The sequence below is a fragment of the Streptomyces sp. CA-106110 genome, assembly GCF_050936285.1.
Lineage (GTDB): Bacteria > Actinomycetota > Actinomycetes > Streptomycetales > Streptomycetaceae > Streptomyces.
This window is the reverse complement of the sequence record NZ_JBNJNB010000001.1, coordinates 2837048-2862229: the sequence shown is the minus strand read 5'-3', so window position 1 is coordinate 2862229 and position 25182 is coordinate 2837048. Positions and strand designations below refer to the sequence as shown.

General features: G+C 69.2%; 22 protein-coding genes and 3 pseudogenes. 14 read left to right on the top strand and 11 right to left on the bottom strand.

Features of this window, described 5'->3' with window-relative positions:
• Positions 1-694: 694 nt before the first annotated feature.
• Entirely contained in the window at positions 695-1120 is a 426-nt protein-coding gene (locus ACQEXA_RS13225; protein WP_432934739.1) for a winged helix-turn-helix transcriptional regulator, read from the bottom strand.
• A 161-nt stretch (positions 1121-1281) separates the two neighbouring features.
• Here ACQEXA_RS13225 and ACQEXA_RS13220 point away from each other — a divergent pair, with 161 nt between their 5' ends.
• Positions 1282-1872, top strand: coding sequence for a flavodoxin family protein (locus tag ACQEXA_RS13220; RefSeq protein WP_433129912.1), 591 nt, complete (start codon positions 1282-1284; stop codon positions 1870-1872).
• A gap of 106 nt (positions 1873-1978) precedes the next feature.
• Positions 1979-2221 (top strand): tautomerase family protein, encoded by a 243-nt coding sequence (locus ACQEXA_RS13215; RefSeq protein WP_432934741.1) that lies wholly within the window; start codon positions 1979-1981, stop codon positions 2219-2221.
• A 491-nt stretch (positions 2222-2712) separates the two neighbouring features.
• On the opposite strand, the gene ACQEXA_RS13210 is transcribed toward ACQEXA_RS13215, so the two are convergent.
• Positions 2713-2859, bottom strand: coding sequence for a hypothetical protein (locus tag ACQEXA_RS13210; protein WP_432934742.1), 147 nt, complete (start codon positions 2857-2859; stop codon positions 2713-2715).
• 662 nt (positions 2860-3521) lie between these two features.
• On the opposite strand from ACQEXA_RS13210, the gene ACQEXA_RS13205 reads away from it, so the two are divergent.
• Complete coding sequence (locus ACQEXA_RS13205) at positions 3522-6398, top strand: AAA family ATPase (protein ID WP_432934743.1); 2877 nt, start codon at positions 3522-3524, stop codon at positions 6396-6398.
• 248 nt (positions 6399-6646) lie between these two features.
• On the top strand, positions 6647-8107 hold the full coding sequence (locus ACQEXA_RS13200; protein ID WP_433129910.1) for a PucR family transcriptional regulator: 1461 nt from the start codon (positions 6647-6649) through the stop codon (positions 8105-8107).
• 339 nt (positions 8108-8446) lie between these two features.
• Here ACQEXA_RS13200 and ACQEXA_RS13195 read toward each other — a convergent pair.
• Positions 8447-9109: pseudogene (locus ACQEXA_RS13195) on the bottom strand (IS701 family transposase); the annotation flags it as partial.
• Between the two features lie 298 nt (positions 9110-9407).
• Here ACQEXA_RS13195 and ACQEXA_RS13190 point away from each other — a divergent pair.
• From ACQEXA_RS13190 to ACQEXA_RS13165, 6 genes are all read left to right on the top strand, one after another.
• Entirely contained in the window at positions 9408-10757 is a 1350-nt protein-coding gene (locus ACQEXA_RS13190; protein WP_432938733.1) for an IS701 family transposase, read from the top strand.
• A gap of 102 nt (positions 10758-10859) precedes the next feature.
• Positions 10860-12188, top strand: a complete 1329-nt coding sequence (locus ACQEXA_RS13185; protein ID WP_432921201.1) for an IS701 family transposase — start codon at positions 10860-10862, stop codon at positions 12186-12188.
• A 301-nt stretch (positions 12189-12489) separates the two neighbouring features.
• The gene (locus ACQEXA_RS13180) at positions 12490-13503 is read left to right on the top strand and encodes a LysR family transcriptional regulator (RefSeq protein WP_433129908.1); all 1014 of its coding nucleotides are present in this window, start codon (positions 12490-12492) and stop codon (positions 13501-13503) included.
• A 145-nt stretch (positions 13504-13648) separates the two neighbouring features.
• On the top strand, positions 13649-14302 hold the full coding sequence (locus ACQEXA_RS13175) for a BON domain-containing protein (RefSeq protein ID WP_432934748.1): 654 nt from the start codon (positions 13649-13651) through the stop codon (positions 14300-14302).
• A gap of 108 nt (positions 14303-14410) precedes the next feature.
• Entirely contained in the window at positions 14411-14671 is a 261-nt protein-coding gene (locus ACQEXA_RS13170; protein ID WP_432934749.1) for a hypothetical protein, read from the top strand.
• Positions 14672-14860: 189 nt separating this feature from the next.
• Complete coding sequence (locus tag ACQEXA_RS13165; RefSeq protein ID WP_432934750.1) at positions 14861-15241, top strand: SsgA family sporulation/cell division regulator; 381 nt, start codon at positions 14861-14863, stop codon at positions 15239-15241.
• Between the two features lie 4 nt (positions 15242-15245).
• Here ACQEXA_RS13165 and ACQEXA_RS13160 read toward each other — a convergent pair whose 3' ends face one another.
• Positions 15246-15683 (bottom strand): hypothetical protein, encoded by a 438-nt coding sequence (locus tag ACQEXA_RS13160; protein ID WP_432934751.1) that lies wholly within the window; start codon positions 15681-15683, stop codon positions 15246-15248.
• A 214-nt stretch (positions 15684-15897) separates the two neighbouring features.
• On the opposite strand from ACQEXA_RS13160, the gene ACQEXA_RS13155 reads away from it, so the two are divergent.
• On the top strand, positions 15898-17298 hold the full coding sequence (locus ACQEXA_RS13155) for an NAD(P)/FAD-dependent oxidoreductase (RefSeq protein ID WP_433129906.1): 1401 nt from the start codon (positions 15898-15900) through the stop codon (positions 17296-17298).
• Positions 17299-17344: 46 nt separating this feature from the next.
• On the opposite strand, the pseudogene ACQEXA_RS13150 reads toward ACQEXA_RS13155, so the two are convergent.
• The 4 genes and pseudogenes from ACQEXA_RS13150 to ACQEXA_RS13135 form a co-directional block, all read right to left on the bottom strand.
• Positions 17345-18795 (bottom strand): annotated as a pseudogene (locus ACQEXA_RS13150) (alpha-amylase).
• Positions 18792-19394: an MGH1-like glycoside hydrolase domain-containing protein gene (locus tag ACQEXA_RS13145; protein WP_433134547.1), complete on the bottom strand. Its 603-nt coding sequence runs from the start codon at positions 19392-19394 to the stop codon at positions 18792-18794. The pseudogene ACQEXA_RS13150 and the gene ACQEXA_RS13145 overlap by 4 nt, the downstream one beginning before the upstream one ends.
• A gap of 27 nt (positions 19395-19421) precedes the next feature.
• Complete coding sequence (locus tag ACQEXA_RS13140; protein WP_433129903.1) at positions 19422-20720, bottom strand: MGH1-like glycoside hydrolase domain-containing protein; 1299 nt, start codon at positions 20718-20720, stop codon at positions 19422-19424.
• A 27-nt stretch (positions 20721-20747) separates the two neighbouring features.
• A complete protein-coding gene (locus ACQEXA_RS13135; RefSeq protein WP_433129901.1) occupies positions 20748-20957 on the bottom strand; it encodes a hypothetical protein in 210 nt (69 codons plus the stop codon).
• Positions 20958-21135: 178 nt separating this feature from the next.
• Between ACQEXA_RS13135 and ACQEXA_RS13130 the strand changes: the two genes are divergently transcribed.
• Positions 21136-22170, top strand: coding sequence for an IS630 family transposase (locus ACQEXA_RS13130; protein WP_432923211.1), 1035 nt, complete (start codon positions 21136-21138; stop codon positions 22168-22170).
• On the opposite strand, the pseudogene ACQEXA_RS13125 reads toward ACQEXA_RS13130, so the two are convergent.
• From ACQEXA_RS13125 to ACQEXA_RS13115, 3 genes and pseudogenes are all read right to left on the bottom strand, one after another.
• Positions 22168-22617, bottom strand: a pseudogene (locus ACQEXA_RS13125) (MGH1-like glycoside hydrolase domain-containing protein); the annotation flags it as partial. The gene ACQEXA_RS13130 and the pseudogene ACQEXA_RS13125 overlap by 3 nt on opposite strands.
• Before the next feature lie 64 nt (positions 22618-22681).
• Positions 22682-22993, bottom strand: a complete 312-nt coding sequence (locus ACQEXA_RS13120) for a WhiB family transcriptional regulator (protein WP_432934755.1) — start codon at positions 22991-22993, stop codon at positions 22682-22684.
• Between the two features lie 162 nt (positions 22994-23155).
• Positions 23156-23626, bottom strand: coding sequence for a DUF1003 domain-containing protein (locus ACQEXA_RS13115; protein WP_433129899.1), 471 nt, complete (start codon positions 23624-23626; stop codon positions 23156-23158).
• Positions 23627-23856: 230 nt separating this feature from the next.
• Here ACQEXA_RS13115 and ACQEXA_RS13110 point away from each other — a divergent pair, with 230 nt between their 5' ends.
• Together ACQEXA_RS13110 and ACQEXA_RS13105 are read left to right on the top strand one after the other, a co-directional pair.
• Positions 23857-24408, top strand: a complete 552-nt coding sequence (locus ACQEXA_RS13110; RefSeq protein WP_433129897.1) for a DUF308 domain-containing protein — start codon at positions 23857-23859, stop codon at positions 24406-24408.
• 68 nt (positions 24409-24476) lie between these two features.
• A complete protein-coding gene (locus tag ACQEXA_RS13105; RefSeq protein ID WP_432934758.1) occupies positions 24477-25037 on the top strand; it encodes a hypothetical protein in 561 nt (186 codons plus the stop codon).
• Positions 25038-25182 lie beyond the last annotated feature (145 nt).

Sequence of the window (25182 nt, the reverse complement as noted above, 5' to 3'; positions counted from 1 at the left end):
GGATCTTGCCGCGGTTGCGGATAGTGCGCCCCGCGTCTCTTGCCGAGGGACGCGTGCGACTCTGCTCCTCAGGTGATCCACGGCCGCGGTCGGCCGCCACGGCGCCAGGACGATCCCGACGATCAGCCCCGCTCTGGCGCGCCGTCCCGCCCGTGCCGCAAGGTGGTGGCGGAGAAGAGGATGCCTCCGGCGGGGGCGCTCCGGCTCCGGGATGGCAGGGGCCGGCTGCGCGGGTGCGGGTCGAGGGTGGTTCGGGTGGGGGTCTGCCATCCCGTCTGCCGTCGTCCCAGGCAAAGCCGTATCAGCCGGGGCCTTCCTGGCCCAGGTCGTTCGTCCAGCTGGGCGCTCCACCTGGACCAGGAAGGCCCCGCCCGATACCACTGCGTGTGGGACGACGGCAGACGGGATGACAGAGAGACAAGGTGCGGGGCGTGCCAGGAAGCCTTGCCCACCGAGCGACGTCACTTGGTGCTGGCGATGCGTCGTCGAGTACGCCCCCGGCAAGGCCGGCACCGGAGATGGCACGGTCTACCGAGTGATGACCACTTTTGTGGATCCGGATAACGAGCAGGCCAAGCATGGTCCGCACCCGGCGCCCGGAGCGGGAGGCCCTGTTTCCTTCATCGCATCAGGCGACATCCACCGGCACGGCGTCCCCTGGGAGGCTGAGTCGTAGGGGCGGGTTCGACGGCGACTATGGGCGGTGGTTTTGTGCGTCCTGTGTCGTGTCGTAGCGATTCCGGGCGGCGAGCACCTCGGGCATCTGGCGTTGGACCAGGTCGATCAGGTCTAGCAGGCGTGCGGCGGTCGCCTCGCCCAGTTCCGTGAGTGTGTAGTCCACCCACGGAGGGTTCCCGGGCTGCGCCGAGCGGTGCACCAGGCCGTCGCGCTCCAAGGCACGCAGGGTCTGCGACAACATCTTCTCGCTGATGCCATCGACGCGCCGTCGCACTTCGTTGAAGCGCAGCGTGCCCGAGCTGAGCGCGCTGAGCGTCAGGCCGCCCCACTTGCCCGTGACGTGCTCCAGCGTCGGCCGCGAGGGGCACGCGCGAACAAAGACGTCGAAGGGTCGCTCGCCACCTGCCTCGGTGTGCTCCTGCGTCGTGCCGTCACTGTGCATCCACGAAGCGTACCAGCAGTTAGCACTTACTGCTAGATTGCGCTTTCGAAAAGAACGTGCTCTCCTTGCGGGTGTCGGCTCACCCCGGTGCCTCCCATACCCGGGGCAGCACGCATCGAGCAGCACGCATCTACACGTATCTGTTTAAGGAGAAAGTGATCGTGACCACACCTGTCGTCTCCATCGCCTACCACTCCGGCTTCGGCCACACCGCAGTCATCGCCGAGGGCGTCCGCGACGGCGCGGCCGCCGAGGGCGCCACTGTTCACCTGATCGACCTCGAGCAGATCTCCGACGAGCAGTGGAGCCTCCTCGACGGCTCGGACGCGATCATCTTCGGCTCGCCCACCTACATGGGTACCGCCTCCGCCGTCTTCCAGGCCTTCGCCGAGAAGACCGCAAAGCGGATGATCACCCATCAGTGGAAGGACAAGATCGCGGCCGGATTCACCAACTCGGCTTCGAAGAGCGGCGACAAGCTCAACGTCCTCCAGAACTTCACGATCCTCGCCGCACAGCACGGCATGCACTGGGTTGCCCTGGGCCTGCTGCCCGGCTGGAACTCCTCAACGGCGTCGGAGAACGACCTCAACCGGCTGGGCTTCTTCCTGGGCGCCGGTGCCCAAAGCCACAATGACCAGGGCACGGAGGGCGTACACAAGGCGGACGTCGCCACCGCCAGGGAATTGGGCAAGCGCGTCTCCGAGGTCGCCCGGGTGTACGTGGCAGGCCGCACCGCACTGGCCGCCTGACGACGCACGCCCCGGCGATCACCGTCGCCCACGGCTTCGCAGGCCGCATCGGAATCGCCGACCTGCACCCCCAGCACGCCAGCCGCTGACAAGAACGGAACCAGACATGCCATTCGCAAACTTCAAGGTCCCCGCCGGCACCATCGCCCCCGAACAGAAGGAGAAGATCATCCACCGCACAACAGAGCTCTACGTGGAGATCTTCGGCGAACGCGCCCGCGCCACCACCATGGTGCTGGTCGAGGAGGTCGCCGACGGCGGCTGGGGTATCGGCGACCAGGTGCTGACGCTCGCTGCGCTGCAGGGCGGCGGCGGGGGCGGGTCGGACGGGTCGGGTGGTGAGGTGTAGGGCTGGGGAGGTGAGGCGGTTCGCTTCGGGCGCGGCGGCGATCTCGCCGTGCCCGAACGGATCGCGCGTCGGGGTCGGCATGTTCGTGCTCGGATCCGCCGACGACATTCGTTCGCGGCGACGATTGCTGTGACGTGCGGTCTTCGCCCCGGCGTCAGCCCGTACTGGTAGCCGGATTCGGTCCTTGCCGAAGGCGGCCTGCTGCATTACGCCGAGCGGTTCGCCGAGGCCGGGTTGTGAGAGGGCGGTTCATAAGGCTTTGAGTCGTGGCTGCGGCTGTCGTCGGCGCCGTTGTTCCGCTAGCGCAGCGCCGGGGACGTGGCGCGGTGTCGGGAGGCGATGCTTCCTGACGGCACCTTTTGACGGCAACACCGGCGCACGTTGCCGTATCCGGAGCACCAATCGCGCACCATTCGGGGCAGGCGGGGGCAGCCTCACCCGGGCTCATTGGACGGCCCGGATGATCTCGCGAGGGAAACATCACGGTCGCGTCAAACATCGGTTTCCCGGCGAGAACCGGATGGGCCGATGCCCGGCGCGCCTGATGTCGCGCGTTCGGTTCGCGGCCGGCAGCGGATCTCGTCCCCGCGCAGCACCTTGTCGGTCGGGATGTCCCGGACGGTGGTGGCCTGGTCCACGGCCGTGATGCGGCCGCAGTCCCGTCGGCCTGCGGGGCGTGCGCGTGGCATCGGAACGCTTGGCGCCGCCCGGCGAGCGGCAGGATCCACGGCCGGATGCCTCGTGGCGACCGTGTGGCCGATCACTGCCGCTGGAGTCGATTGCTGTGGGCGGCAACATCGACCACGGTTCCCCGGTCAGTGATGATCTTGATGTCGGTGTGAGCGGACGTTCGGCCACGTGGGGGGGCAACAGGTCTCCTCCTGTACCGCTTCGACATCGTCCAAGGTTCCCCGGTTCCTCCATGTCTGGCGTGCACGCAGGGGTTCAGCGACAGCGTTTTTTCGTTCTTTCCGCTGTGGAGGTACGCATGTGGCAGGGCTGCACCTGTCCGTGGTCGCCGCGAGGGCAAGTGGGCCCGACCCGTGCTCCACCATGGCTGCATGTCCGATCGGCGGGCCGCAGGAGCCAGGTCCTGGCACCGCCGAGACGGGACTCGGGCAGCCAGGTGCGGCTCACCCTCGCGACAGGTCGGCGGCCCGGCGCTGTCGCAGGGCGCGGGTCTCCGCGGTGCAAGCCCGAGGGCGAAGAGAGGCCATATCGGTACGGGGCGTCAGCCCGACCGTCCACGAGCCGGGCCTTGGTCGTTGCAGATTGAATAAATAGTAAAGGATGCTCATTCTTGTCCACCGATCAGACTTTTTCCGGCAAGCCGCTTGATGGTGGCGAGTCGGTGGATTCACGGCCTGGAGCGGACCTGGCTGGGCGCACGGCCGAGCTGGAACTGATGGACTCGCTGTTCGCCAGGCACGATCGGGGCCGCCCCGGCCTGCTGCTGCGCGGCGCCCCGGGGGTCGGAAAGTCGGCACTGCTGGATGCCGCCGCGGCACGGGCCGCAGACGCCGGAATGCGAGTACTGCGCGCCTCCGCCGTGGAGTTCGAGGCCGAGATGAACTACTCGGCGCTGCACCAGATGATCTACCCGCTACGCCATCACGTCGACCGGCTCGCCGGCCACCATCGCGACGTGCTCGACCGGATCTTCCATTTCGCGACGGGACCGTCGCCGGACCCGCTGGCCGCTTCGACGGCGGTTCTCGCCCTGCTCGGCGAGGCCGCCGTCGAGCGTCCGATGCTGATGATCGCCGATGACGTGGCGTGGTTCGACCGCGCCAGCGCGGCCGCGCTGGGGTTCGTCGTCCGCAGGATCAGCGACGATCCGATCGTCTTCCTGGCCGCCGTGGGGACCGGGGCAGACGGCTTCAGCCACCAGCTCCAGCTGCCCGTGCGCGAGATCGGGCCGCTGGCGGCGCAGGCGGCAGCCGAGCTGCTGGACGCTCGATGGCCCGCGCTGGGGCCATCGGTACGACGGCGGGTGCTGGCCGAGGCCGACGGCAACCCGCTCGCGCTGCAGGAGCTGCCGACGGCGCTGAGCAGCCGGCAGCGCTCAGGCCAAGACCCACTTCCCGCGCTCCTGGCCCTGTCCGGGCGGCTGGAGGAAGCCTTCGCCACTGCTGTCGAAAGGCTGCCTGCGCCGACCCGAAGCGTCCTGCTCGTGGCCGCGCTGGACGCCGACGCCAGCCTGACCACGATACGGAGGGCCAGGCAGGACCCTGCGGGCGTCGACGACCTCGCCCCGGCGCAGGAAGCGGACCTGGTACACATCGATGCGGCCGACGGCCGCATCTCGTTCCGCCATCCGCTGATCCGCGCCGCGGTCGTACACCAGGCATCCCCGAGTGAACGCCGCAGCGTGCACCACTCTCTGGCCGCGGCACTGGCCGACCACCCTGGGCGCCGGGCGTGGCATCTGGCCGAGGCCGCGCACGGAACGGACGAGGCGGTGGCCCGCGCGCTGGACGAAGCAGCCCTGTCCGCCTGGCGGCGCGGTGCACCGTTCGGCGCTGCGGACCGGGCGATGGACGAGGCGGCGATCGTCGACCGCCGGCGCGTCGCTGCGTCCGCCGCGGTGGCCGCGCTCATGCGGGCCGGTGAACTCAGCCCGCATCCGGGCGACCGGTCCCGCCGACTGGTCGAGGCCGCGTACCTCGCGACCATCACCGGCCAACTCGAAGACGTCCCACGGCTGTTGGCCGACGCCGGACAGGCACCCGACACGCCGACCGGGCTGGTCTTCGCCGCCACCGCCCACCTCCTCACCAACGATGAGGGCGATGTCGATGCCGCCTACTGGCTCCTGACCCGGGCGCTCGACGACAACACCGGCACCGCCAAGAACGACAACTGGGACCACTGCGGCATCCTGTACGCGCTGCTGCTCGTCAGCCTCTATGCCCTCTGCCCCGAGGCGTGGAAGCTCCTCGACACCGCAATGGCCCGGTTCGCACCGGATGCCGTAACACCGTTCAGACTGTGCTACGACGCCTACGTCGACCCCACTCGCACCTCCGACGCGGTACGGAAGGGCCTCGCCGACGCCTTCGCGGCACTGCCTGCCGACGCGGCTCCCTGGGAGCTGATCCCCCTGGCGTTCGCGGCGCGCGCGATGGACACGCTGTCCGACTACAGGTACCTGGTCCTTCGCATGATCGAACGGGAACGCGACGGCGGCGCGATCGCCATGGTCATTCCCGCTTTGATGCTGCTCTGCACGGACTCCTACGCCCGCGGAGAGTGGGACCAGGCCGAGAGCCTGGCACAGGAGGGGCTGGACCTGGCAGCGGTCTACGGCTATCACTTCTGGGAGCGACAGCTTCGGGCCTTGCTGGCATTGGGCGCGGCTCTTCGCGGCGACGTGGACCTCGCGCGGACCCGCAGCGAGGAGACCACGACCTGGGCGGCGCCCCGCGGCATCGAGGTGACCGAGGCCTACGCCCGGTCGGCTCGCGGCATCGCGGCCATGGGCCAGGGCGACTACGAGGAGGCTCATGCCCAGGTGGCCAGGATCGATCCTCCCGGAGTACCGAGCACCTGCATCCCGGGCCGGTGGCTGGTCCTGGACCTGGTCGAGGCGGCGGTCCGCACCGGCCGCATGGACCAGGCCCGCGCCCACGTCGCCGCCGCGCAACAGGCGGGCATCCACCGTATCTCCCCCCGCACCATGTTGATCACCGCCGGGGCCGCGGCCGTGGCTGCCGACGAGAAGGAAGCCGGCCCCCTGTTCGAGGCAGCCCTGCTCCTGCCCCACGCGGCCCGGTGGCCGTGGGAACACGCGCGCATCCAGCTGGCCTACGGGCAGTGGCTGCGCCGCACCCGCGATCCCAGCGCCCGCCTGTACCTGAGCGCCGCCCTGGAAACCTTCGACCGGATCGGCGCCAAAGCCATGGCCCAGCGGGCCCGCAACGAGCTACGCGCCACTGGCGTTGCCACCACCGGGCCCGACGCATCGACAGCCGCGCTGACCGTTCAGGAACGGCAGATCGCCGAGCTGGCGGCCATCGGCCTGACCAACAAGCAGATCGGCGAACGGCTGTTCCTGTCTCACCGCACGGTCGCCTCCCATCTGCACCGGCTGTATCCCAAGCTCGGTATCGCCTCACGCGCCGCGCTCCGCGCCGTCCTGCAGGCGATGGCACCCGGCGAGGACGACCATGCCTGACCGCCGGCGTCCCTCACCAAAGACCTGGACGGCAGAGTCCCGTTCGGCCACGCATGACCGGACAGCGCCGAAGCGCATGACCAGCCCCTGGTGATCACGGACATCACCAGGCGTCTGGGCGCGAGACCCGCGGAATCGGGACCCGTCGGCCTCGGCCCTGCGGGGCGGCGGCGTCGTGCCACGGTGCGGGCTGCCGCTCCGGCGGTATTGCAGAAGGCAGACCCCTTACCGGTGAGTCGGAGAAGATCTTGGTCGATGACGAGATCAGAGCCTTGGCCGCCGTGCTGCTCGAACGCGTCGGAGAGCTGGCGAAGGAGATCGCGACGCGGATCTGCGGCGCGCTGAACGACTATGACGCGGTGCCCGAGGAGGAGCTGGAGGAGGCTTGCCGGACCCACTACGGCAACGCACTCCAGACGCTGGCCGGACAGGCACCTCTGGACACCGACACCACGGCCCGCATCGGCCGCCGACGCGCCCAGCAGAATGTGCCGCTGCCCAGCGTGATGACGGCCTACCGCATCGGCGTCAAGTACTTCTGGGAGGTCGTGGTCGGCGAGGCCACCGCATCCTCCCTGGTGGGGAGCGACCAGCTGGTGGCAGCGGACTCGGCGATGTGGGAGCTCCAGGACAAGGTCACCGAGGCCGTGGTCTCCGGATACCACGACGCGGTGGCCCAGCGGCTCCTCGCCAGCGACCAGGAGCGTTCGGCGCTGGTGGAGGCGCTCCTGGCGGGCAGGAGCATGGAGACCGACGCCGTGTGGTCCGCGGCGGAAGCCCTGGGTGTGCCGCGCAACGGTCCGTTCGCCGTGGTCGCCGCGGAGGTACCGCACATCGGTCGGCAGGCCCTGCCGGAGGTTGCGGCCATCCTGAGCCGGCGCGGCATCCTGTCAGCCTGGCGGCTGCGGCCCGATATCCAGCTGGGCATCGTGTACCTGCGTACCCCCCGGGACCTGGACGTCCTCGTCGAGGTGTTGCGGCACCAGGCGGAGCGGCGCGTGGGGGTGAGTCCCCCCTGCGACGACCTGTACCTCACGGGGGACGACCTGCGCCTCGCCAAGGTCGCCATGCGCGCCGGCGACGCGGGGAGCGGCGCCGTGACCGTCTTCGACGACTGCCCGGTCGCGGTCGCGGCAGCCGGCGCACCCGACGTCATGGTCCGCGTCGTCACCAGCGTCCTCGGCCCGATCAAGGCCCTGCCGGCCAGCGAACGCGAATTGCTGCTGGACACGCTGGACGTCTGGTTCAGCTGCGGCGGATCCGCCGAGGAGGCCGCCAAGCGTCTGTACGTCCCTTCAGTTGGAGATCAGTGGCCCCGCTGTAGTTTGAGGACCGGTGGGTGGCGGCCGTGCCGTGGGGTGTTCGGCTTCGCGGGCATGGTTGCGCCGCCTGTGACAGGCGCGGGCGACGGCCTGGTGGCAGCGTCGCCACCAGGACCAGTGCAGGCCGTGGCGGATCCGCTCGGCCGGGGTGGGCTGGGGTGCCATCACCCACAGCAGTCGGGCGATTTCATACGCCGTGAACGCGATAGCGGCGGTGCCGGTAGGGCTGGTGGGATCGGCGAGGTCCCCCTGTGTGGCCGGGAGGCGTGTCCAAGCTGGCGTGCAGGATCTCCGCGACGCGGTCGGGGCCGGGGGCGGGCTCCTCGTCGCGGGTGGCGGCCGCGGCCTGGACAGCCAGGAAGGCCGCGGCCAGCTGGGCCAGGGTGATGTGCCGGTACCAGCCGTGGAAGGAACGCACCTCGTAATCGGCCATCCCGGCGGCCGACTTCGCGAGCTTGATCGCTTCCTCCACTCGCCAGCGGGCCCCGGGTACACAGACCAGCTCTTCCACGGTGGTCTCGGGCGGGCCCCAGGCCAGGTAGTAGTCGCGCCCGGTGGGGGTCTGCGGCCGTCGCCGGGCGATGAACCACCGCGCCCACGCCCCGTCGCCGGTCTCCGCCTCAGGGTCGGGGATACGGCGTACCCACCACTGCCAGACGCGGGAGTCGAGCTGGGAGGGCCGGCCGGCAGGGTGACCCAGTCGTCCTCGGCGGCGTGCCGCTCCACCAGCCTCGCGGCGTGCCGCCAGCCGGGACGGGGCAGCACCGTGTGGTTGGCCTGCACGTTCACCGCGTAGGGCAGATGGTGCTCCTCCAGGAAGACGCGGAAGGCGCCGTCGCGTCCATAGACCTCATCGGCGGCCACCCACACCCGGTCCTCGGGAAGGTTGGGCAGCGTACGGGCGATCATCTGCTCGGCCAGGCGGGGCTTGGTGGCGAAACCGACGGTGTCGGGGACGTGTGCGGCGCGGCAGCGGGCCCGGTCCTCGGTCCATTCCCGGGGCTGGTAGATCTCCCGGTCGATCAGTGCCTGCCCGCGTCCGGTGGCCCAGGCGGCCATCACCCCGATCTGGCACGGGAAGACCCCGCCGAGCGTGCCGGAGTACTGCCTGGCCACCCCGACCGAGGCCCGGCCCTTCTTGGCGAAGCCGGTCTCGTCGACCACCAAAACCCCCGCTCCGCCGGGCCCAGCTCCCCTCCCGCCGTCGTCCAGGCCATCGATGACGTAGCGTCGGGTGAAGTCCCGCAGCGCATCGACGTCCCAGACCGAGCGGTCCAGCAGATGCTGCTGCCCCCACGGCTCGGCGTCGCCGCCGTACTCGGCAAGCTGCCAGCCATTCTTGCGTGACACCGGGGAGAGCAGGCCGCGGATGCACCGCGCGGCCCGCATCCGCAGATCCGCCCGCGGGAAGATCCCGCCAACCTCCACCAGCAGGTTCTCCAACTGATCGGAGAACTCCTCGGCCCGCTCCCGATCGGTGATCTCCGGCATAATGTCCAGTAACTCCGCCTTCATACAAGGCAGTTACCCCCACACGATGACCGAGGAACTACAGCGGGGCCGCTGATCTCCAACTGAAGGGTACGTCACGGCAGCTGTAGTTCGTGATGGTTGCCCAGTTGAGGCTGGTCAGGTGGTCGCGGGGGTGCCTGTAGGCAGGTGAACGGCCACCGTGATCATGAGCGTTGTGGAGACGATCCAGGATCAGGTGGCCGCGGAGGCCACGGTAGCCCAGCAGGCATGGACGGTGGCCCTCGGGGCGGCGACAGCGGGGATAGCGGATTGCTTCGCACGACGCGAACCGCGGCTGCTGGTGCGGGAGATGTGCGAGGCGATGCTGATGGAGTTGGACACCCGCAACTGCTGGACGCTGGCCGAGGCGCTCGGCCACTGTGGCCCGCACCGGCTGCAGCACTGCCTCGCCCGAGCCGCCTTCGACCACGACCTGGCCCGCGACCGGCTCGCCGTCTGGACCGCTGGCGAACTCGCAGACGGGCAGGCGGTGGTGATCGCGGACGAGACCGGAGACGCGAAGTCTTCCACCGAAGCCGTCGGTGCGGCCTACCAGTACTCCGGCGCGCTGGGCGGAGTGGGCCTGTGCCAGGTCGCAGTCCACCTCACCTACGCCACCCACCGCGGCCACGCAATCATCGACCGGGCCTTATACCTGCCCGCCGCCTGGGCCGAAGACGAGGAGCGGCGCCTGCTGCGGCACGTCCCCGATGAGATCGCCTTCGCCACCAAGCCCCAGCTCGCGGCCGCCATGCTCGCCCGTGCCCGCATCCTGGGTATCGTGGCACGCTGGTTCGCCGGCGATGAGGTGTACGGCGGGCGCGAGCTGCGCTGCGAGGCCCGCCGTCTGGGCTTCGACTACACGCTGGCCGTCAAGGCCGACCACCACCTCACCACGTCCGGCGGCCGCTACACCGCCGCCGAACTCGCCCGACTCATCCCGAAGAAGGCGTGGATGCGGATGCGCACCGGCCACGGGCTCAAGGGCGACCGTCACTACGACTGGGCACTGGTCGACGTTCAGGCTGACGACACCCCCGACGGCCACGAGGACGGCCACTCCCATCTGGTCATCCGCCGCCACCGCTACACCGGGGAACTCTCCTTCTACCGCTGCCACTCCACCACCCCCGTCACCCTGGCCACCCTGATCGAAGTGATCTGCTACCGCTGGAAGATCGAAGAGGACTTCCAGCTCCACAAGGGCTCCTGCGGGCTCGACCAGGGCCAGACCACCTGCTGGAACTCCTGGATGCGCTGGACCCTCATCAGCATGCTCGCCGCCGCCGTCCTCACCATCACCCGCCTGCGCACCACCGCCGCGAGCAGCCCACCCGGCCCGCTCCGCCTCGTAGCAGCCAGCGCCCGCGAACTACTCCGGATCCTGCGCGCCACCGTACTGCCCGCGCCCTGCCGCGACCTCGACCACGTACTGCGCTGGTCCGCCTGGCGCCGCCACCATCAGCATCAAGCCGCCCAGGCCCACCGCAACTGGAACAACATCACCGCAGCCGCAACGACATGACCACCGTGATCACGAACTACAGCTGCCGTGTCGGTCCCTTCAGTTGGAGATCAGCGGCCCCGCTGTAGTTCCTCGGTCATCGTGTGGGGGTAACTGCCTTGTATGAAGGCGGAGTTACTGGACATTATGCCGGAGATCACCGATCGGGAGCGGGCCGAGGAGTTCTCCGATCAGTTGGAGAACCTGCTGGTGGAGGTTGGCGGGATCTTCCCGCGGGCGGATCTGCGGATGCGGGCCGCGCGGTGCATCCGCGGCCTGCTCTCCCCGGTGTCACGCAAGAATGGCTGGCAGCTTGCCGAGTACGGCGGCGACGCCGAGCCGTGGGGGCAGCAGCATCTGCTGGACCGCTCGGTCTGGGACGTCGATGCGCTGCGGGACTTCACCCGACGCTACGTCATCGATGGCCTGGACGACGGCGGGAGGGGAGCTGGGCCCGGCGGAGCGGGGGTTTTGGTGGTCGACGAGACCGGCTTCGCCAAGAAGGGCCGGGCCTCGGTCGGGGTGGCCAGGCAGTACTCCGGCACGCTCGGCGGGGTCTTCCCGTGCCAGATCGGGGTGATGGCCGCCTGGGCCACCGGACGCGGGCAGGCACTGATCGACCGGGAGATCTACCAGCCCCGGGAATGGACCGAGGACCGGGCCCGCTGCCGCGCCGCACACGTCCCCGACACCGTCGGTTTCGCCACCAAGCCCCGCCTGGCCGAGCAGATGATCGCCCGTACGCTGCCCAACCTTCCCGAGGACCGGGTGTGGGTGGCCGCCGATGAGGTCTATGGACGCGACGGCGCCTTCCGCGTCTTCCTGGAGGAGCACCATCTGCCCTACGCGGTGAACGTGCAGGCCAACCACACGGTGCTGCCCCGTCCCGGCTGGCGGCACGCCGCGAGGCTGGTGGAGCGGCACGCCGCCGAGGACGACTGGGTCACCCTGCCGGCCGGCCCCTCCCAGCTCGACTCCCGCGTCTGGCAGTGGTGGGTACGCCGTATCCCCGACCCTGAGGCGGAGACCGGCGACGGGGCGTGGGCGCGGTGGTTCATCGCCCGGCGACGGCCGCAGACCCCCACCGGGCGCGACTACTACCTGGCCTGGGGCCCGCCCGAGACCACCGTGGAAGAGCTGGTCTGTGTACCCGGGGCCCGCTGGCGAGTGGAGGAAGCGATCAAGCTCGCGAAGTCGGCCGCCGGGATGGCCGATTACGAGGTGCGTTCCTTCCACGGCTGGTACCGGCACATCACCCTGGCCCAGCTGGCCGCGGCCTTCCTGGCTGTCCAGGCCGCGGCCGCCACCCGCGACGAGGAGCCCGCCCCCGGCCCCGACCGCGTCGCGGAGATCCTGCACGCCAGCTTGGACACGCCTCCCGGCCACACAGGGGGACCTCGCCGATCCCACCAGCCCTACCGGCACCGCCGCTATCGCGTTCACGGCGTATGAAATCGCCCGACTGCTGTGGGTGATGGCACCCCAGCCCACCCCGGCCGAGCGGATCCGCCACGGCCTGCACTGGTCCTGGTGGCGACGCTGCCACCAGGCCGTCGCCCGCGCCTGTCACAGGCGGCGCAACCGTGCCCGCGAAGCCGAACACCCCACGGCACGGCCGCCACCCACCGGTCCTCAAACTACAGCGGGGCCGCTGATCTCCAACTGAAGGGTCGGTGAGGACATCGCGGCAGTCGGATGACTCAAGCCCGGCAACGGGGCCTCCGGCAGCATGACATGAGTCCGCTTCTCTCGAGTGGCCGGATGGGACTGCATGGAAAAAGCCGAGAACGAATCGATTTTGTCGCTCGATTCCGAGAATTCGGCACCCCAGGGTGTCGAACTGCGTCATCTGCGTTATTTCGTGGCGGTGGCGGAAGCGGGCACCTTCACACATGCCGCGGAGCGCATGTATGTCGCGCAGCCGACACTGAGTCAGCAGATTCGGCGTCTGGAGGAATTCGTCGGCACGCCGTTGTTGCAGCGTCGGCGTGAAGGCGTTCGGCTGACCGAAGCCGGCACAGTACTGCTGGAGGAGTCCCGGGCCGTCCTGTCCCTGGTCGATCACGGAGTCAGCCGAACCCGACGGGCGGCGGGGCTGGGCCGGTCGCGTCTGCGTTTCGTCGTCCAGCCGTATCTGCCGCCCACGCTCGCCGCGGCGGTCGTCTCGCGGCTGCGATCCGCGGCCCCCGAGGTCGACGTGACCTGGTTGGAGACGGCGCTGGACGCTGATTTCTCCTCGATCCTTCAGCAGCGAGCCGACGCCGCTCTGGGCTGGATGGACCCGGCGAACTGTGTGCTGCCGGACGCCCTCGACGTGATGGACATCGGGTCGTTCGAACCTGATGTCTGGATTCCCGCACCGCACCGAGGGGCGCTGAACGGAGCCATCGGCCTCGACGAACTCGCCCGCATCCACATCATCCACGGTCCTCGTCACACCGACCCCGCAACGTACGACGCATGGCGCTCGGTGCTGCGGACCAGGAACCCGTCCTTCGACTTCACCGACCCGCCGTTTCGGCAGTCGCTGCCCATGACGCTGGCCTTCGCCGCGACCGGGAGCCGGCCGAGCGCCGTCCTGACGGGACCGTGCCGCCCCGTGGGGATCGCTCCGCAGTCGACGGCGGACGCAGGCCGTCACGGGATGGTGCCCGTTCGCGTCGAGGGGTCCCCCCTGACCGCCACCGCTGGTCTGGTGTGGAGCACGGACCTCCCCCGTGAATTGCAGCAGGTGCTGTTCGAAACCGCCGAAAAGATTGCTGCCTGAACCGCTGCCCAGGCCTGTGTCGCGGAATCCATAGCGCAGACCAATACCAGAATCGTTCACATCGATTTTACTGGCGTCGGGGTTCCGCGGTGAACTCATGACGGGGCGGAAATCCGCCGCTCTCACCGAAACGGAAGGATCCCCGATGAGCAAGACAAAGGACATTCGCCAGTCCGTCGAGGCGGAACTCGTCTTCGACCCGCTGGTGTACGCGACGGACATCACCGTTCACAACCTGGGGGGTGAAGTGCGGCTCACCGGCACCGTCCCGAGCTACCTCCAGTACCTGGAAGCCGCCGCCGCTGCGCAGCGTGTGGCCGGCGTCACCAAGGTCCACAACAACCTGGAGGTGGTGCTGCCGCTCGCGCACGAGCGCGACGACGCGACGCTGGCCGAGACGGCGAACAGCGTGCTGCTGATGAACATCGCCGTGCCGGTCGGTGTCGAGGCGACCGCCCGCAACGGCAACCTGACGCTGACCGGCGTCGTCCGGTACGGCTCGGAGCGTCGAGCCGCGGAGGACGCGGTCGCCGGGCTCACGGGCGTCCGCGGTGTCAAGAACAAGATCGAGATCTCCGACGACGCCGACCCTGTCGACGTCACCCTGCTGGTGTCGGACGCGCTGGACCGCAACGCGCTGATCCTCGACGACAGCGAAGTCGGCGTCACCACCAACGGGAACACGGTGGTCCTCACCGGCCATGTCCGGACGTGGGCGGAGCACGACGCCGTGATCGCGGCCGCCTGGATGGCCCCGGGCGTCTACGACGTACGCGACGACCTCTTCATCACCGGCTGACAGCCGCATCAGGAGTTTCACAAGGGCCGGTTCTTCGGGAAACCCCGCGGGACCGGCCTGCTCCTCTTCTCAGGACCACCCGAACCAGACCGAGAGGCACAGCACGCCATGCACGACGCGGCTCGATCCACGAAGAAGGGCACCGGCCGGTTCCGCGAGCCGGGCACCGAGCTCGAAAACCTGCTGCGGGACGCACTCGCAGTGGTCGCCGGCACCAAGGCGGTCTCCCGCACACCTTCCCACCATCACCGGTTCCATGACGCTCCGCGCCACAGGCTTGCCCGCACCGCAGGCCACCTGGCCGGCTACGCACTGCTCGGCTACATCGTCGTCCACCAGCGGCGAAGCCTGAAGAACCTGAGCCTCTGACCAGGGGGCTGGCTGCCCGGCGCGGCACAGGGGGCACACCCGGAGGCCGCGCCGGGCGCAGCCCACGCGCTCCGGCACAGATCAGCACAGAAGGGGAAGCACATGGCTCACTCGCACAACGGACCAGACAGGGACGTACGTTCCTCAGAACAGGACTGCGCGGATCTCTCCCTGAGGATGTGGCGGCACGTGTCCCTGCACGAGACATTGCCGATCCAGGCCCGCTTCAGCTACGAACACACCCAGCCCCTCGAGGTGCGCGTCGAATTTTTCAACGACATCGGCGGCGCCGTCACCTGGGTGCTCTCGCGGGACCTGCTCGTGACGGGCCTGGACCGCCCGAGCGGTGACGGCGACGTACGGATCTGGCCGCCGTGCCAGCGCCATGGCGGGGACAGCCTCTGGATGCTTCTCCAGGGTGAGACCGGCGCGGCACTCCTCGAAGGCCGCGTCGAACCACTACGCGCCTGGCTCGAAGAGACGCTGTGGTCCGTTCCCTTCGGCACGGAAGGCCTCTCGATGGACTGGGACGAGGCCTTCGCGCACGTTCTGCCACAAGGGGATCGCTGACAGCCTATGGTGCGCAGTAGGGTGTCACGCCATCGATGGCCTGGGCTCTGTGACGCAGGTCCAGGCCATCGACAAGGGCGGAGTCGGACAGGCGCATCCGCCGCTCCCGGGTACGCAACAGGGCGAGGACGATCTGGTCGAGCTCGGTGCGCCGGGGCAGCACGTCGACCAGCCCGTGACGCACTGCCCGCGAAAGCTGGGCGCGTCCCACGTACTGGGCCACCAGCACGATGCGCGGCCGCCCATGTTCCGTGCACGCACCGCGCATGAGCGCGAGCGCCTCCTCGTCGAGGTCCGCGGCCAGGATGAGCAGTGCCTCCGCCTGCGCTTCCTGCTCTGGTAGCAGCACGCGCACGCGGGGCCGGGCACGCAGGGCGGTGGAGATGTCACAAGCAAGCCGGAGGTCGCCGGACTTGACGGCCACGGTCACTGGAGAGGTCACTCGTTCCGTTCTTCTCATGATTCCGAAGCTAGGTGGCCGGCGACCTGTCGGCTTCCGTCGGACGACTGCCCGACAGGACGTACGGCGGCCGTCTGGACCGTTCCCGTCGCACGGTAGGCCTTTGCGTCATCCGACGGAAGCCGCTGTCTTCCAACCCCGATCACGATGGCGGCCCTCAGCCCTCTTGCCCACTCAGCCGCTCGGAGGAAGTGCCATGACCAGTTCGATCAACCCGACCCGTCCCCGTGTCCTGATCGTCGGCGGCGGCTTCGCAGGCGTCGCCTGCGCCCGTCGTCTGGAACGGGTCCTGAAGCCCGACGAGGCGGACATCGTCCTGGTGACGCCACTCGATTACGAGTTGTACCTGCCACTGCTGCCGCAGGTGGCGGCCGGCGTGCTGACACCGCAGTCGATTGCCGTCTCGCTGCGCAGGATGCTGCGCCGCACCCGGATCGTCCCCGGCACCGCCCTGGGTGTCGACCTCGACTCCCGGGTCTGCGAGGTACGGTTGATCACCGATCAGGTGGTCCGCGAGGGATACGACATCGTGGTGCTGGCCAGCGGGAGCGTTACGCGCTCGTTCGACATCCCCGGTGTGCCGGAAACCGCCCGCGGCATGAAGACTCTGTCGGAGGCCGTGGCCATGCGCGACCACGTCATCGCACAACTCGACCTGGCCGACGCGAGCGAGGACCTGGCGGAGCGGGAGGCACGGCTGCGGTTCGTCGTCGTGGGCGGCGGATACGCGGGCACCGAGACCGCCGCCTACCTCCAGCGACTCACCGTCGCGGCGACATACCGCTACCCGGGGCTGAGCCGGGAGGCGATCGAGTGGCACTTGGTCGATGTCTCGCCCCGGCTGATGCCGGAACTGGGCCCGCGACTGGGTGACAAGACGTTGGCCCGGCTGCGGCGGCGCGGCATCGAGGTCTCCCTCGGCGTGAGCGTGGCGTCGGCCGGGCCCGGCTGGGTCGAACTCACCGATGGGCGCCGGCTTCCCACCCACACCCTGGTGTGGACCGCGGGGATCGCGGCGAGCCCGTTGGTCGCGACCACGGGCGCGAAGACCGTACGGGGGCGGCTCGCGGTGGCCGCGGAGCTGACCCTGCCGGGCCACGACGACGTGTTCGCCCTCGGCGACGCCGCTGCGGTACCGGACCTCGCCGCTGGCGGGGACGCGATCTGCCCGCCCACCGCGCAGCACGCTCTGCGTCAGGGCAGGACGGCTGGTGACAACGTCGTCGCGCGGTTGCGCGGACGGACTCTGAGCCAGTACCGGCACCGCGACCTCGGCCTGGTCGTCGACCTGGGCGGCCTGGGTTCCGTCGCCCGGCCGCTGGGCATCCCGCTCAGTGGCCTTCCGGCACAGCTGGTGACGCGCGGCTACCACCTGCTGGCGCTGCCCACGTTCGTGGCCAGGACCCGCGTCGCCACGAACTGGATGCTGCACGCGGTAGCGGGAGACGATTTCGTCCGCACCGGATTCCTCGCCGGACAGCCGAGCACGATCCGGGCGATGGAGCACATCGACGCCGACCTGACCACTGATCAGGTCCACGCCACCGCCGACTCCGAGAAGTCCGCGAGGACGCGACAGGCCTCAGGAGCGTCATGAGGAAGGGGGCGGCCCCGGCGGCCGAGTCGCAAGGGTCACCCGTCGCCTAGCGGCGGAACGAGAGCAGGTGCCAGTGCCAGGAGTCGAGGGCGACGAACAGGCCCGGGTCGACCAGTTCGTCGCCCTCCCGTTCATTGGTGTCCTCGGCGAGCAGTTCGGCCAGTCGGCATGACCGTCCGTGAAGGTCGGTCCAGGGCAGCGGAACCCGCCCCTGGGCAGGCCGGTCCGAGTAGTTGATCACGACGAGGTACCGTTCCTGGCCGGCGGTCCAGGACCAGGCGAGCAGGTTGTGGTGGCTGTCGTTGTCCGGCCAGCCCGTGCAGGTCAGGAGCTGCCAGTCGCCCTCGCGAACGGGGGCCACGGCGGTCAACAGGCGGTCGTGGAAGTCGCGCAGGGACTCGTCGGCCGGTTCCTGGGGCCGACGCGAGAGGAACACGGGCGTGCGTACGCGGTGGCCGTCGAACTGGCCCTCGTGCCACAAGGTCGCGCCGGGCAGGGTGGCGACGGCCACGGCTGCCGCGCGTTCCCGTCCGCCGGGCAGTGCGGCGGCGGCCCGTGGTTCGTCGTGGTTCTCCGGGAAACGGACGAGCCGGCGTTGGTAGCCGAGGTCGGCGCCGAGGTGGGTGCGGACGGATCCGGCGTCCTCGTGGACCAGACGGTCGTAGAGCCGCTTGTCGTAGCAGTGGTCGAAGCCCTGCTGCTGGAGGGCCCATTCGAGGTCCCAGTACGCCTCCGCGACGAAGATGAGATCGGGGTGGCGCTCCCGCACACGGGGGATGACGTACGGCCAGAAGTCCTCAGCGGGGGCCGCTCCCGCCAGGTTGCCCCAGGTCTTCGCGAACACGTCGTTCATGAGGAGCATCGTCATGTCGCAGCGCACGCCGTCCGCCTGGTCGCCGATCGCCGCCAACGTGTCCACCGCCGCCGCCCGCAGGCCGTCGCTGAAGGCGTTCAGTTGGACGACGTCCGGCCACGGCGGGAAGTACGGGTCGCGGCCGCGCGCGTACACCTGCCCTCCCGCCTCCAGGAAGGCCTCGGGTGCGCGGGCCAGGTCGTCCGGCGTGCCCCGGACCAAGCAGTCGGGGCGCCCGGTGAGCCGGGGGTGGTCGGGGGCCACGTGATTGGGGACGTAGTCCAGGATCAGGCGTACGCCCCGTGTGGCGAGTTCGACCCGTGCCGAAGCCAGTCCCTCGGGGCCGCCGAGGCTCTCGTCGACGACGTAGTTCCGTACGCAGTACGGGGAACCGGCGATGTCCGCCAGGGTGAGGTCGGGCAGGGCGTCGCGGAAGGAGGCGAGCAAGCGGTCGTCCCGCAGGGCGATCCTCAGCCCCGCCGGGCTGCACTCCCACACGCCATCAGCCAGACGGTGTCCACACCCGGCCGTGCGACCTCGTCCCAGACCTCGCCGGGCACGTTGCCCAAGGTGACGCGGCGTCCGTACTGTTCACTCAACTCACCGAGCCAGACGAGGGTGTTGATCTCGTAGATCACCGTCATGACAGGGGTTCCTCCCGCAGGGCGCCCCAGTCACCGGCGCCGACGAGGTGGAACAGGGTGGCGGTGACCGCGGCCAGGCCGGTCCAGCCGGTCTGGTGGGAGGCGCCGAGGTCGGCGCCGTTGTCTCCGTGGAAGTACTCGTAGAACAGGATCAGGTCCTTCCAGTGCGGGTCCTTGGCGAACTTCGGCTGGGCGCCGTGCACCGGGCGGCGGCCGTCGGCGTCGTGCAGGAAGGTGGAGGTGAGCCGGCTGAAGATCTCGCGCGCGACCTCGTAGAGGTTCAGCCTTCGGCCGGAGCCGGTGGGGCATTCCACGGTGAAGTCGTCGCCGTGGTAGGCGTGCAGGTTCAGCAGGGCGCGGATGAGCAGGAGGTTGACCGGGAACCACACCGGGCCACGCCAGTTGGAGTTGCCCCCGAACATGCCCGAGTCGGACTCGGCCGGCAGGTAGCCGACTGTGTAGGTCTCGCCGTGCACCTCGAAGGTGTACGGGTGCGCGGCGTGGTACCGCGACAGGGAGCAGATGCCGTGCGGGCCGAGGAACTCGTCCTCGTCGAGCATGCGGGACAGGATGCGCCGCAGCCGGTCCTCGTCGAACAGGGCGAACAGGTGACGCCCCGCCGCGCCCTACCCAGGCACGTGGTGGGAGGAGACAAAGGCCTCGACGGCCGGGTGCCTGCGAACGAACTCCTGTGCTCCCTGGGCCATTTCTGGGAAGCGCTGATCCGCCCAGCCGCTGATCACGCTGGTCGCGGCGAGCGGGATCAGCCCGACCAGGGAGCGGACCTTCAGTCGGGTCGCGCCGTCGTCGGGCAGGCGCAGGACGTCGTAGAAGAAGCCGTCCTCCTCGTCCCACAGGCTCTGGTTCTCGTCGCCGATGTGGTTCATCGCCACCGCGATCCAGGCGAAGTGCTCGAACAGGATCTGCGCGTGCTCGACGTAGACCCGGTTGCCGTCGGCCAGTTCGATGGCGATCTCCAGAAGGTTCTGGCAGTACAGGGCCATCCACGCGGTACCGTCGGCCTGGTCGAGGTGGCCGCCGGTGGGCAGCGGGGCGCTGCGGTCGAAGACACCGATGTTGTCGAGACCGAGGAAGCCGCCCTGGAAGACGTTGTTGCCGTCGATGTCCTTGCGATTGAGCCACCAGTTGAAGTTCTTCATCAGCTTCTGGAAGGCGTTCTCCAGGAAGACGCGGTCGCCGCGGCCCGTGCGGTGCTTCTCCAGCTCGTAGACGAAGAAAACGGCCCACGCGTGCACCGGCGGGTTGACGTCGCCGAAGTTCCATTCGTACGCCGGGATCTGGCCGTTGGGGTGCAGATACAGGCGACGCAGCAGCAGCTCCAGCTGCGCCTTGGCGAAACCGATGTCGACCATGGACAGGGCGATGGTGTGGAAGGCGAGGTCCCAGGCCGCGAACCAGGGGTACTCCCAGGTGTCGGGCATCAAGATGACCTCGTCGTTGACCATGTGGTACCAAGCGCTGTTGCGGATGCGCGGGTCGGCGGCGAGCGGATCGACGCCGTGCTCGGCGAGCCAGCGCTCCACGTCGAGGTAGTAGTACTGCTTGCTCCACAGCATCCCGGCGAGGGCCTGCCGCACCATGCGCCGCTCGTCCTCGGCCAGGCCGTCGGGGACGACGCCCTCGAAGAACACGTCGGCCTCGCTTCGTCGCGTGTCGAGCAGTTGGTGGAACTCGGCCCAGGGGTCTGCGAGTTCGATGTCGGTCAGGCGCAGCCGTACGGTGGTGCTGTCACCGGCGGGCACGGTGAGGACGTGGTGGACGGAGGCCTTGGTGCCGGTCTGCCGCGGGTTGACGGCGCCGGTCTCGCCGTGGACGATGTACCGGTCGATGCCGTCCTTGACGTACGGCGTGGCGTTCGGACTGCCGAAGATCCGCTCGTTGTTCGTGTCGTTCTCGGTGAACAAGATCTGCGGTCCACCCGTGAAGTACAGCTAGCGCGGACCGATCTTCGCGTGGTCGGCCCGGATCGCGCCGTCCGTCCGCCGCAGACCGGGCACGGCCGTGCCGCCCACCCACGACCACGTGCGCCGGAACCAGAGCGTCGGCAGCAGGTGGAGGGTGGCCTCGTCCGGTCCGCGGTTGTGCGCGGTGATCTCGATCAGCAGGTCCTCGGGGCCGGCCTTGGCGTACTCGACGAACACGTCGAAGTAGCGGTCCTCGTCGAAGACTCCCGTGTCTAAGCGGATGACCTGAAGTTCTGCGCGGAATCTGGAGCGGCAGCGGCGGCCTGGCGCGATGGCCTCGATGACGAGAAGACCTCGCCGGGTGTTGTATCGAGGTTGACCAAACTACGACAAAACCGGCGAGGTCAAGGCCAGTATGCGTCCGGCATCCGTGTTCGCCAACCGCCCCGGTCCGGCGTACCAGCACCTGTATCACCTGCTGCATCACCGGTGGCGAGAGGCCTCCCGCGCGGTGATCGTGCTGCTGTCCGCGGCCGGCATGACCGCAGGAGAGATCGGCGAGCTGCTCGGCTACCACCCGGCCACGGTGCGCCGCTGGATCCATCGCTACAACACCGCCGGCCTGGCGGGCCTGGCCGATCGCCCCCGCGCGGGGCGGCCCCGGCTCGGCGGGCCGAGGCTGGGCGAGCGCATCCGCCGCCTGCTGACCCGCCCCGGGCCGTGGACCATCCGCCGGATCTGGCGCCGCCTGGGCCGGCCGAAGATGAGCCTGCGCACCGTGTACCGGCACACTCGCGAACAGGCGGCCTGGCGGCGGCCCCGCCTGGTGGCCAGGGGTGACCCCGAGCGCAGGCGCACCCTCGCCGCCCTGCGCCGCCAACTCGCCGCCCTGCCCCACGGGTCGGTGGTCTGGGCCGAGGACGAGACCCACCTGCACCTACTGCCGCACGTGCGGGCGAGCTGGATCCTGCGCGGGACGCGGCAGCAGGTGGCCACCCCAGGCAAGAACCGGCAGGCCACCGTCTTCGGGGCCCTGGAAGTGGCCACCGGCGCCTGGGTCTACACCCTGGGCCGCCGCAATGCCGCCGCCTTCGTCGCCTTCCTCCAGCTACTGCTGGCCGCCTACCCCGCCGCCCCGGTCGTCGCGGTGGTCTGCGACAACGACAGCATTCATCACGCGAAGGCGGTGACCGCCTACCTGGCCGACCAGCCCCGCCTGCGCCTGCTGTTCGGCGCCCGCTACAGCCCGCACGACAACCCGGTCGAGCGCATCTGGGCCGCGCTGAAGGCCCACATTGCCAACACCGCCGTCACCTGGCCGGGCCGCCTGCGCCAGGTCCACGCCTTCTTCCGGCAGCGCTCACCCACCCAGATGCTGACCACCGCCGCACCCTGGGCCTCGCCCTGGCTGCCGAAGAGTTACGCGCAGAACTTCAGGCAAGCCGCTTAGGAGCTCGTACTCGAGGTCCCGGCGGTCCCTGGCCCTGTTGGTGGCCACCAGATCGTCGTACGGGAACGGTTCCTGCGGGTACTTGTAGAGGAACTTCATATACGAGTGGGTAGGTGTCGAGTCGAGGTGGAAGTAGTACTCCTTGACGTCCTCCCCGTGATTGCCCTCGGCGTTGGTCAGGCCGAACATCCGCTCCTTGAGGATCGGATCCCGGCCGTTCCACAGCGCGAGCGCGAAGCACAGCCGCTGCTTGTCGTCGCTGACGCCCGCGATGCCGTCCTCGCCCCAGCGGTAGGCCCGTGAGCGGGCCTGGTCGTGGGTGAAGTACGACCAGGCATCACCGCCGGGGCTGTAGTCCTCGCGCACCGTGCCCCACTGCCGCTCGCTCAGATAGGGCCCCCAGCGCCGCCACGCCGCCCGGCCCGCATCGGCATCCGCCAGCCGCAGCCGCTCGGCGTCCGCCCCCGCCACTGTTCTCCGTCATCGCACACGCCCTTCCCATGCAGCACCTTCACTCAGACTCTGGCGTCTCGGACTCGGCTGCAGCGATCTGGTGGGGCCGGAGCTGCCGAAGCCGTCTGCGTTCACCCTCGGACAGGCCTCCCCAGACGCCGTACGGTTCAGGACCGCTCATCGCGGTCCAGGCACAGGGCTGGATCACAGGGCAACGCCTGCAGACGGACCGGGCCTTCTTCTCCCGCTCCCGCTTCTCGGCACCGTGCTCGCCGGACGGAGAGAAGAAGACGGAGCTGTCCATGCCCCGGCAGAGCGCGTGCTGTTGCCAGTGCCAGTAAGCGAGGAAAGGGCGATGTCGCTGGATCATGACGCTTCCTCCAGGTGACAGGTCGATCCGGTACACGTCATCGTCATGGCTGGGTCGGAGTCGCGGCTTCCGTCGGTTGACTCATCTCCGGACGTATGTGGGGATGCGGGCGGGGGAGGGCGGTGGCCGACGCTGCGGCTCCACGCTTCTGTCTCACTGCACCTATTGGGAGGACTGCTCGGTGCCGTTCATCTTCGCCTGGTTCTGCGCGAGGAGGGTCTGCACCTCCTGATCGACCTGTTTGGGGTCGACTCCGTGGGCGTGCCCTATGTGAGCCGACCACACTTCGGAGCGGATATTGGTCTCGAAGTCCAGGTCGGCGCGGACTTTCTCGCGACTCGCCTGGCGGTTCTGGCTCACCATCACGAAGGTGGACAGAAAGATCGCCTCAAGGCTGACGATCATGGTGAGCAGTCCGTAGGGGTACGGGTCAAAAACCGCGGAGCGACCGAACAGTCCCTCGTTGACGGCAATCCAGGCCGCAAACCACGCTGCGTGGATGTAGACGAATCGCATGGTTCCGGCGAAGGCTGTGATCGCGTCCGCGATCCGGTCCTGGGTCCCGCGCATCCGCGCGAGAACGTCCTGCTCGTTCGGAAGACGTATGTCCAACCCATTGGTTCCAGGGGCCATGGCCACTCCTTGATCGGCTGCTTACGCGAGACGCCCGCCAGCGTACGTGTGGGGCAGGTGCCCCCCTTGGGTCAATCGACTGCGTGCAGCGCCGAATGCTTAGCCGTGCGCAGTTCATTTGAGTCGGTTGACCGAAGCGAGCCGAGTAGGGGCTGCCGCAGAGTGACGGCGGGGCCGCCCCCGCTTCACCCCGCGTGAGCGGCCACTTTTCGAAAGAGAAGGGCATCAGCATGGTCAAGTCGACGGTGACTCCTCTGTTCTGGAGAGGGGGGCTGGCGGTCGTCGTCGGAGTCGTGTCGCTGGTGTGCCCCGGCGTCACCTTGGAGGCGTTCGTCGTCGCGTTCTCCGTCTATGCCCTCGTCGTTGCCGGTATCGATGTCATGCGTGCCTTCAGCTGTGACCGCGTCGTCGCGGTAGGCGGGCGTCTGCTCCTCGCCGCGCTGTCCTTGGCCGCGGCGTTCGGTCCAGTGACATGGCCGGAGGTCACTGCGCTGGTACTGACGGTATGCGTGTCGGCGTGGGCACTGGTCTCCGGGGTCGTGGAGGTGGCCCTGTTCTTCCGGTACGGCGAGCGCGCTGGGGAGCGGGCCACATGGCTGCTCAGTGGTCTGGTGTCGGTCCTCCTCGGGACCGTGCTCGCCGCGCGGCCCGGCGCCGGAGCCGTCACGCTCGTCTCCGTGTTCGGCGTCTTCAGCGTCCTGCACGGGGCCTTCGTGCTCATAGCGTCCGCGGGGATTCGCCGCGCCCCGTACGCCACGAGGCGACTCGCCCGCTCCCACTGATCCACCTGTATGCACCTCGCTACGCCCCGCCACCGAACAGCACACGTCCAGCAAGGAAGGCATGCAGCATGGCAGACCTGATGCCGCAGAAGAACCAGGCGCCTGGGACGATCTCGGACGGCCCGGCCGGCCGCCTCGCCGAGCTCTCGCAGAAGGCAGAGGAAGCGCAGCGGACCGTGGCGGCAAGTGTGGCGGAGGACCGGCGGAAGCTGTCCGCCGCGGTGGCCGACGCAAAGGACAAGGCCGAGCAGGGCGCGCAGAGGCTGCAGGCGAGTGGGCGACGGGCGCAGGCGAGCGTCGCCAGAACCTGGACCCAGGTGCAGACTTCCCGGCAGGAGCATGTCGAATCGGTCCGCGAGAAGCTGGAGGAACGCAAGGCGGAGCGCGACCTGAAGCGTCTGCAGAACGCTGCCGACGATGCCGAGGAGTACGCCGCCGACGCGATCGACTTCGCGATCGCGGCCGTCGAGGAGGCGGAGTACGCCACGCTGGATGCGGTTCTGGCAAGGGTGGAGGCGGCCGACTCACAGAAAGACACTCCGAGACCCGCAAAACCTCGTCGGCCACGACCGCAGCCAAGTCCAACCGCCGCCTCGCCACGGGGATGTTGTCAAAGATATCGCTCATAACCCCAGGTCATATTGGACGAGCACGCACCCACAGATGTTGAATCGCACCGCAACCGGCGCCGCCCGACGCGGAACAAACCCTCGGAGGCATCGTGGCCGAGCTACCTCCACGGCAGGAACGTGACCGTATCTGGGTACGCAAGGG

Excerpts from the sequence above, each read along its gene's own strand:
- ACQEXA_RS13175 (WP_432934748.1), top strand. The coding sequence starts at position 13,649 with ATGAGCAAGACAAAGGACATTCGCCAGTCCGTCGAGGCGGAACTCGTC.
- ACQEXA_RS13185 (WP_432921201.1), top strand. The coding sequence starts at position 10,860 with ATGAAGGCGGAGTTACTGGACATTATGCCGGAGATCACCGATCGGGAG.
- ACQEXA_RS13170 (WP_432934749.1), top strand. The coding sequence starts at position 14,411 with ATGCACGACGCGGCTCGATCCACGAAGAAGGGCACCGGCCGGTTCCGC.
- ACQEXA_RS13110 (WP_433129897.1), top strand. The coding sequence starts at position 23,857 with ATGGTCAAGTCGACGGTGACTCCTCTGTTCTGGAGAGGGGGGCTGGCG.
- ACQEXA_RS13105 (WP_432934758.1), top strand. The coding sequence starts at position 24,477 with ATGGCAGACCTGATGCCGCAGAAGAACCAGGCGCCTGGGACGATCTCG.
- ACQEXA_RS13130 (WP_432923211.1), top strand. The coding sequence starts at position 21,136 with ATGCGTCCGGCATCCGTGTTCGCCAACCGCCCCGGTCCGGCGTACCAG.
- ACQEXA_RS13225 (WP_432934739.1), bottom strand. The coding sequence starts at position 1,120 with ATGCACAGTGACGGCACGACGCAGGAGCACACCGAGGCAGGTGGCGAG.
- ACQEXA_RS13155 (WP_433129906.1), top strand. The coding sequence starts at position 15,898 with ATGACCAGTTCGATCAACCCGACCCGTCCCCGTGTCCTGATCGTCGGC.
- ACQEXA_RS13115 (WP_433129899.1), bottom strand. The coding sequence starts at position 23,626 with ATGGCCCCTGGAACCAATGGGTTGGACATACGTCTTCCGAACGAGCAG.
- ACQEXA_RS13215 (WP_432934741.1), top strand. The coding sequence starts at position 1,979 with ATGCCATTCGCAAACTTCAAGGTCCCCGCCGGCACCATCGCCCCCGAA.
- ACQEXA_RS13120 (WP_432934755.1), bottom strand. The coding sequence starts at position 22,993 with ATGATCCAGCGACATCGCCCTTTCCTCGCTTACTGGCACTGGCAACAG.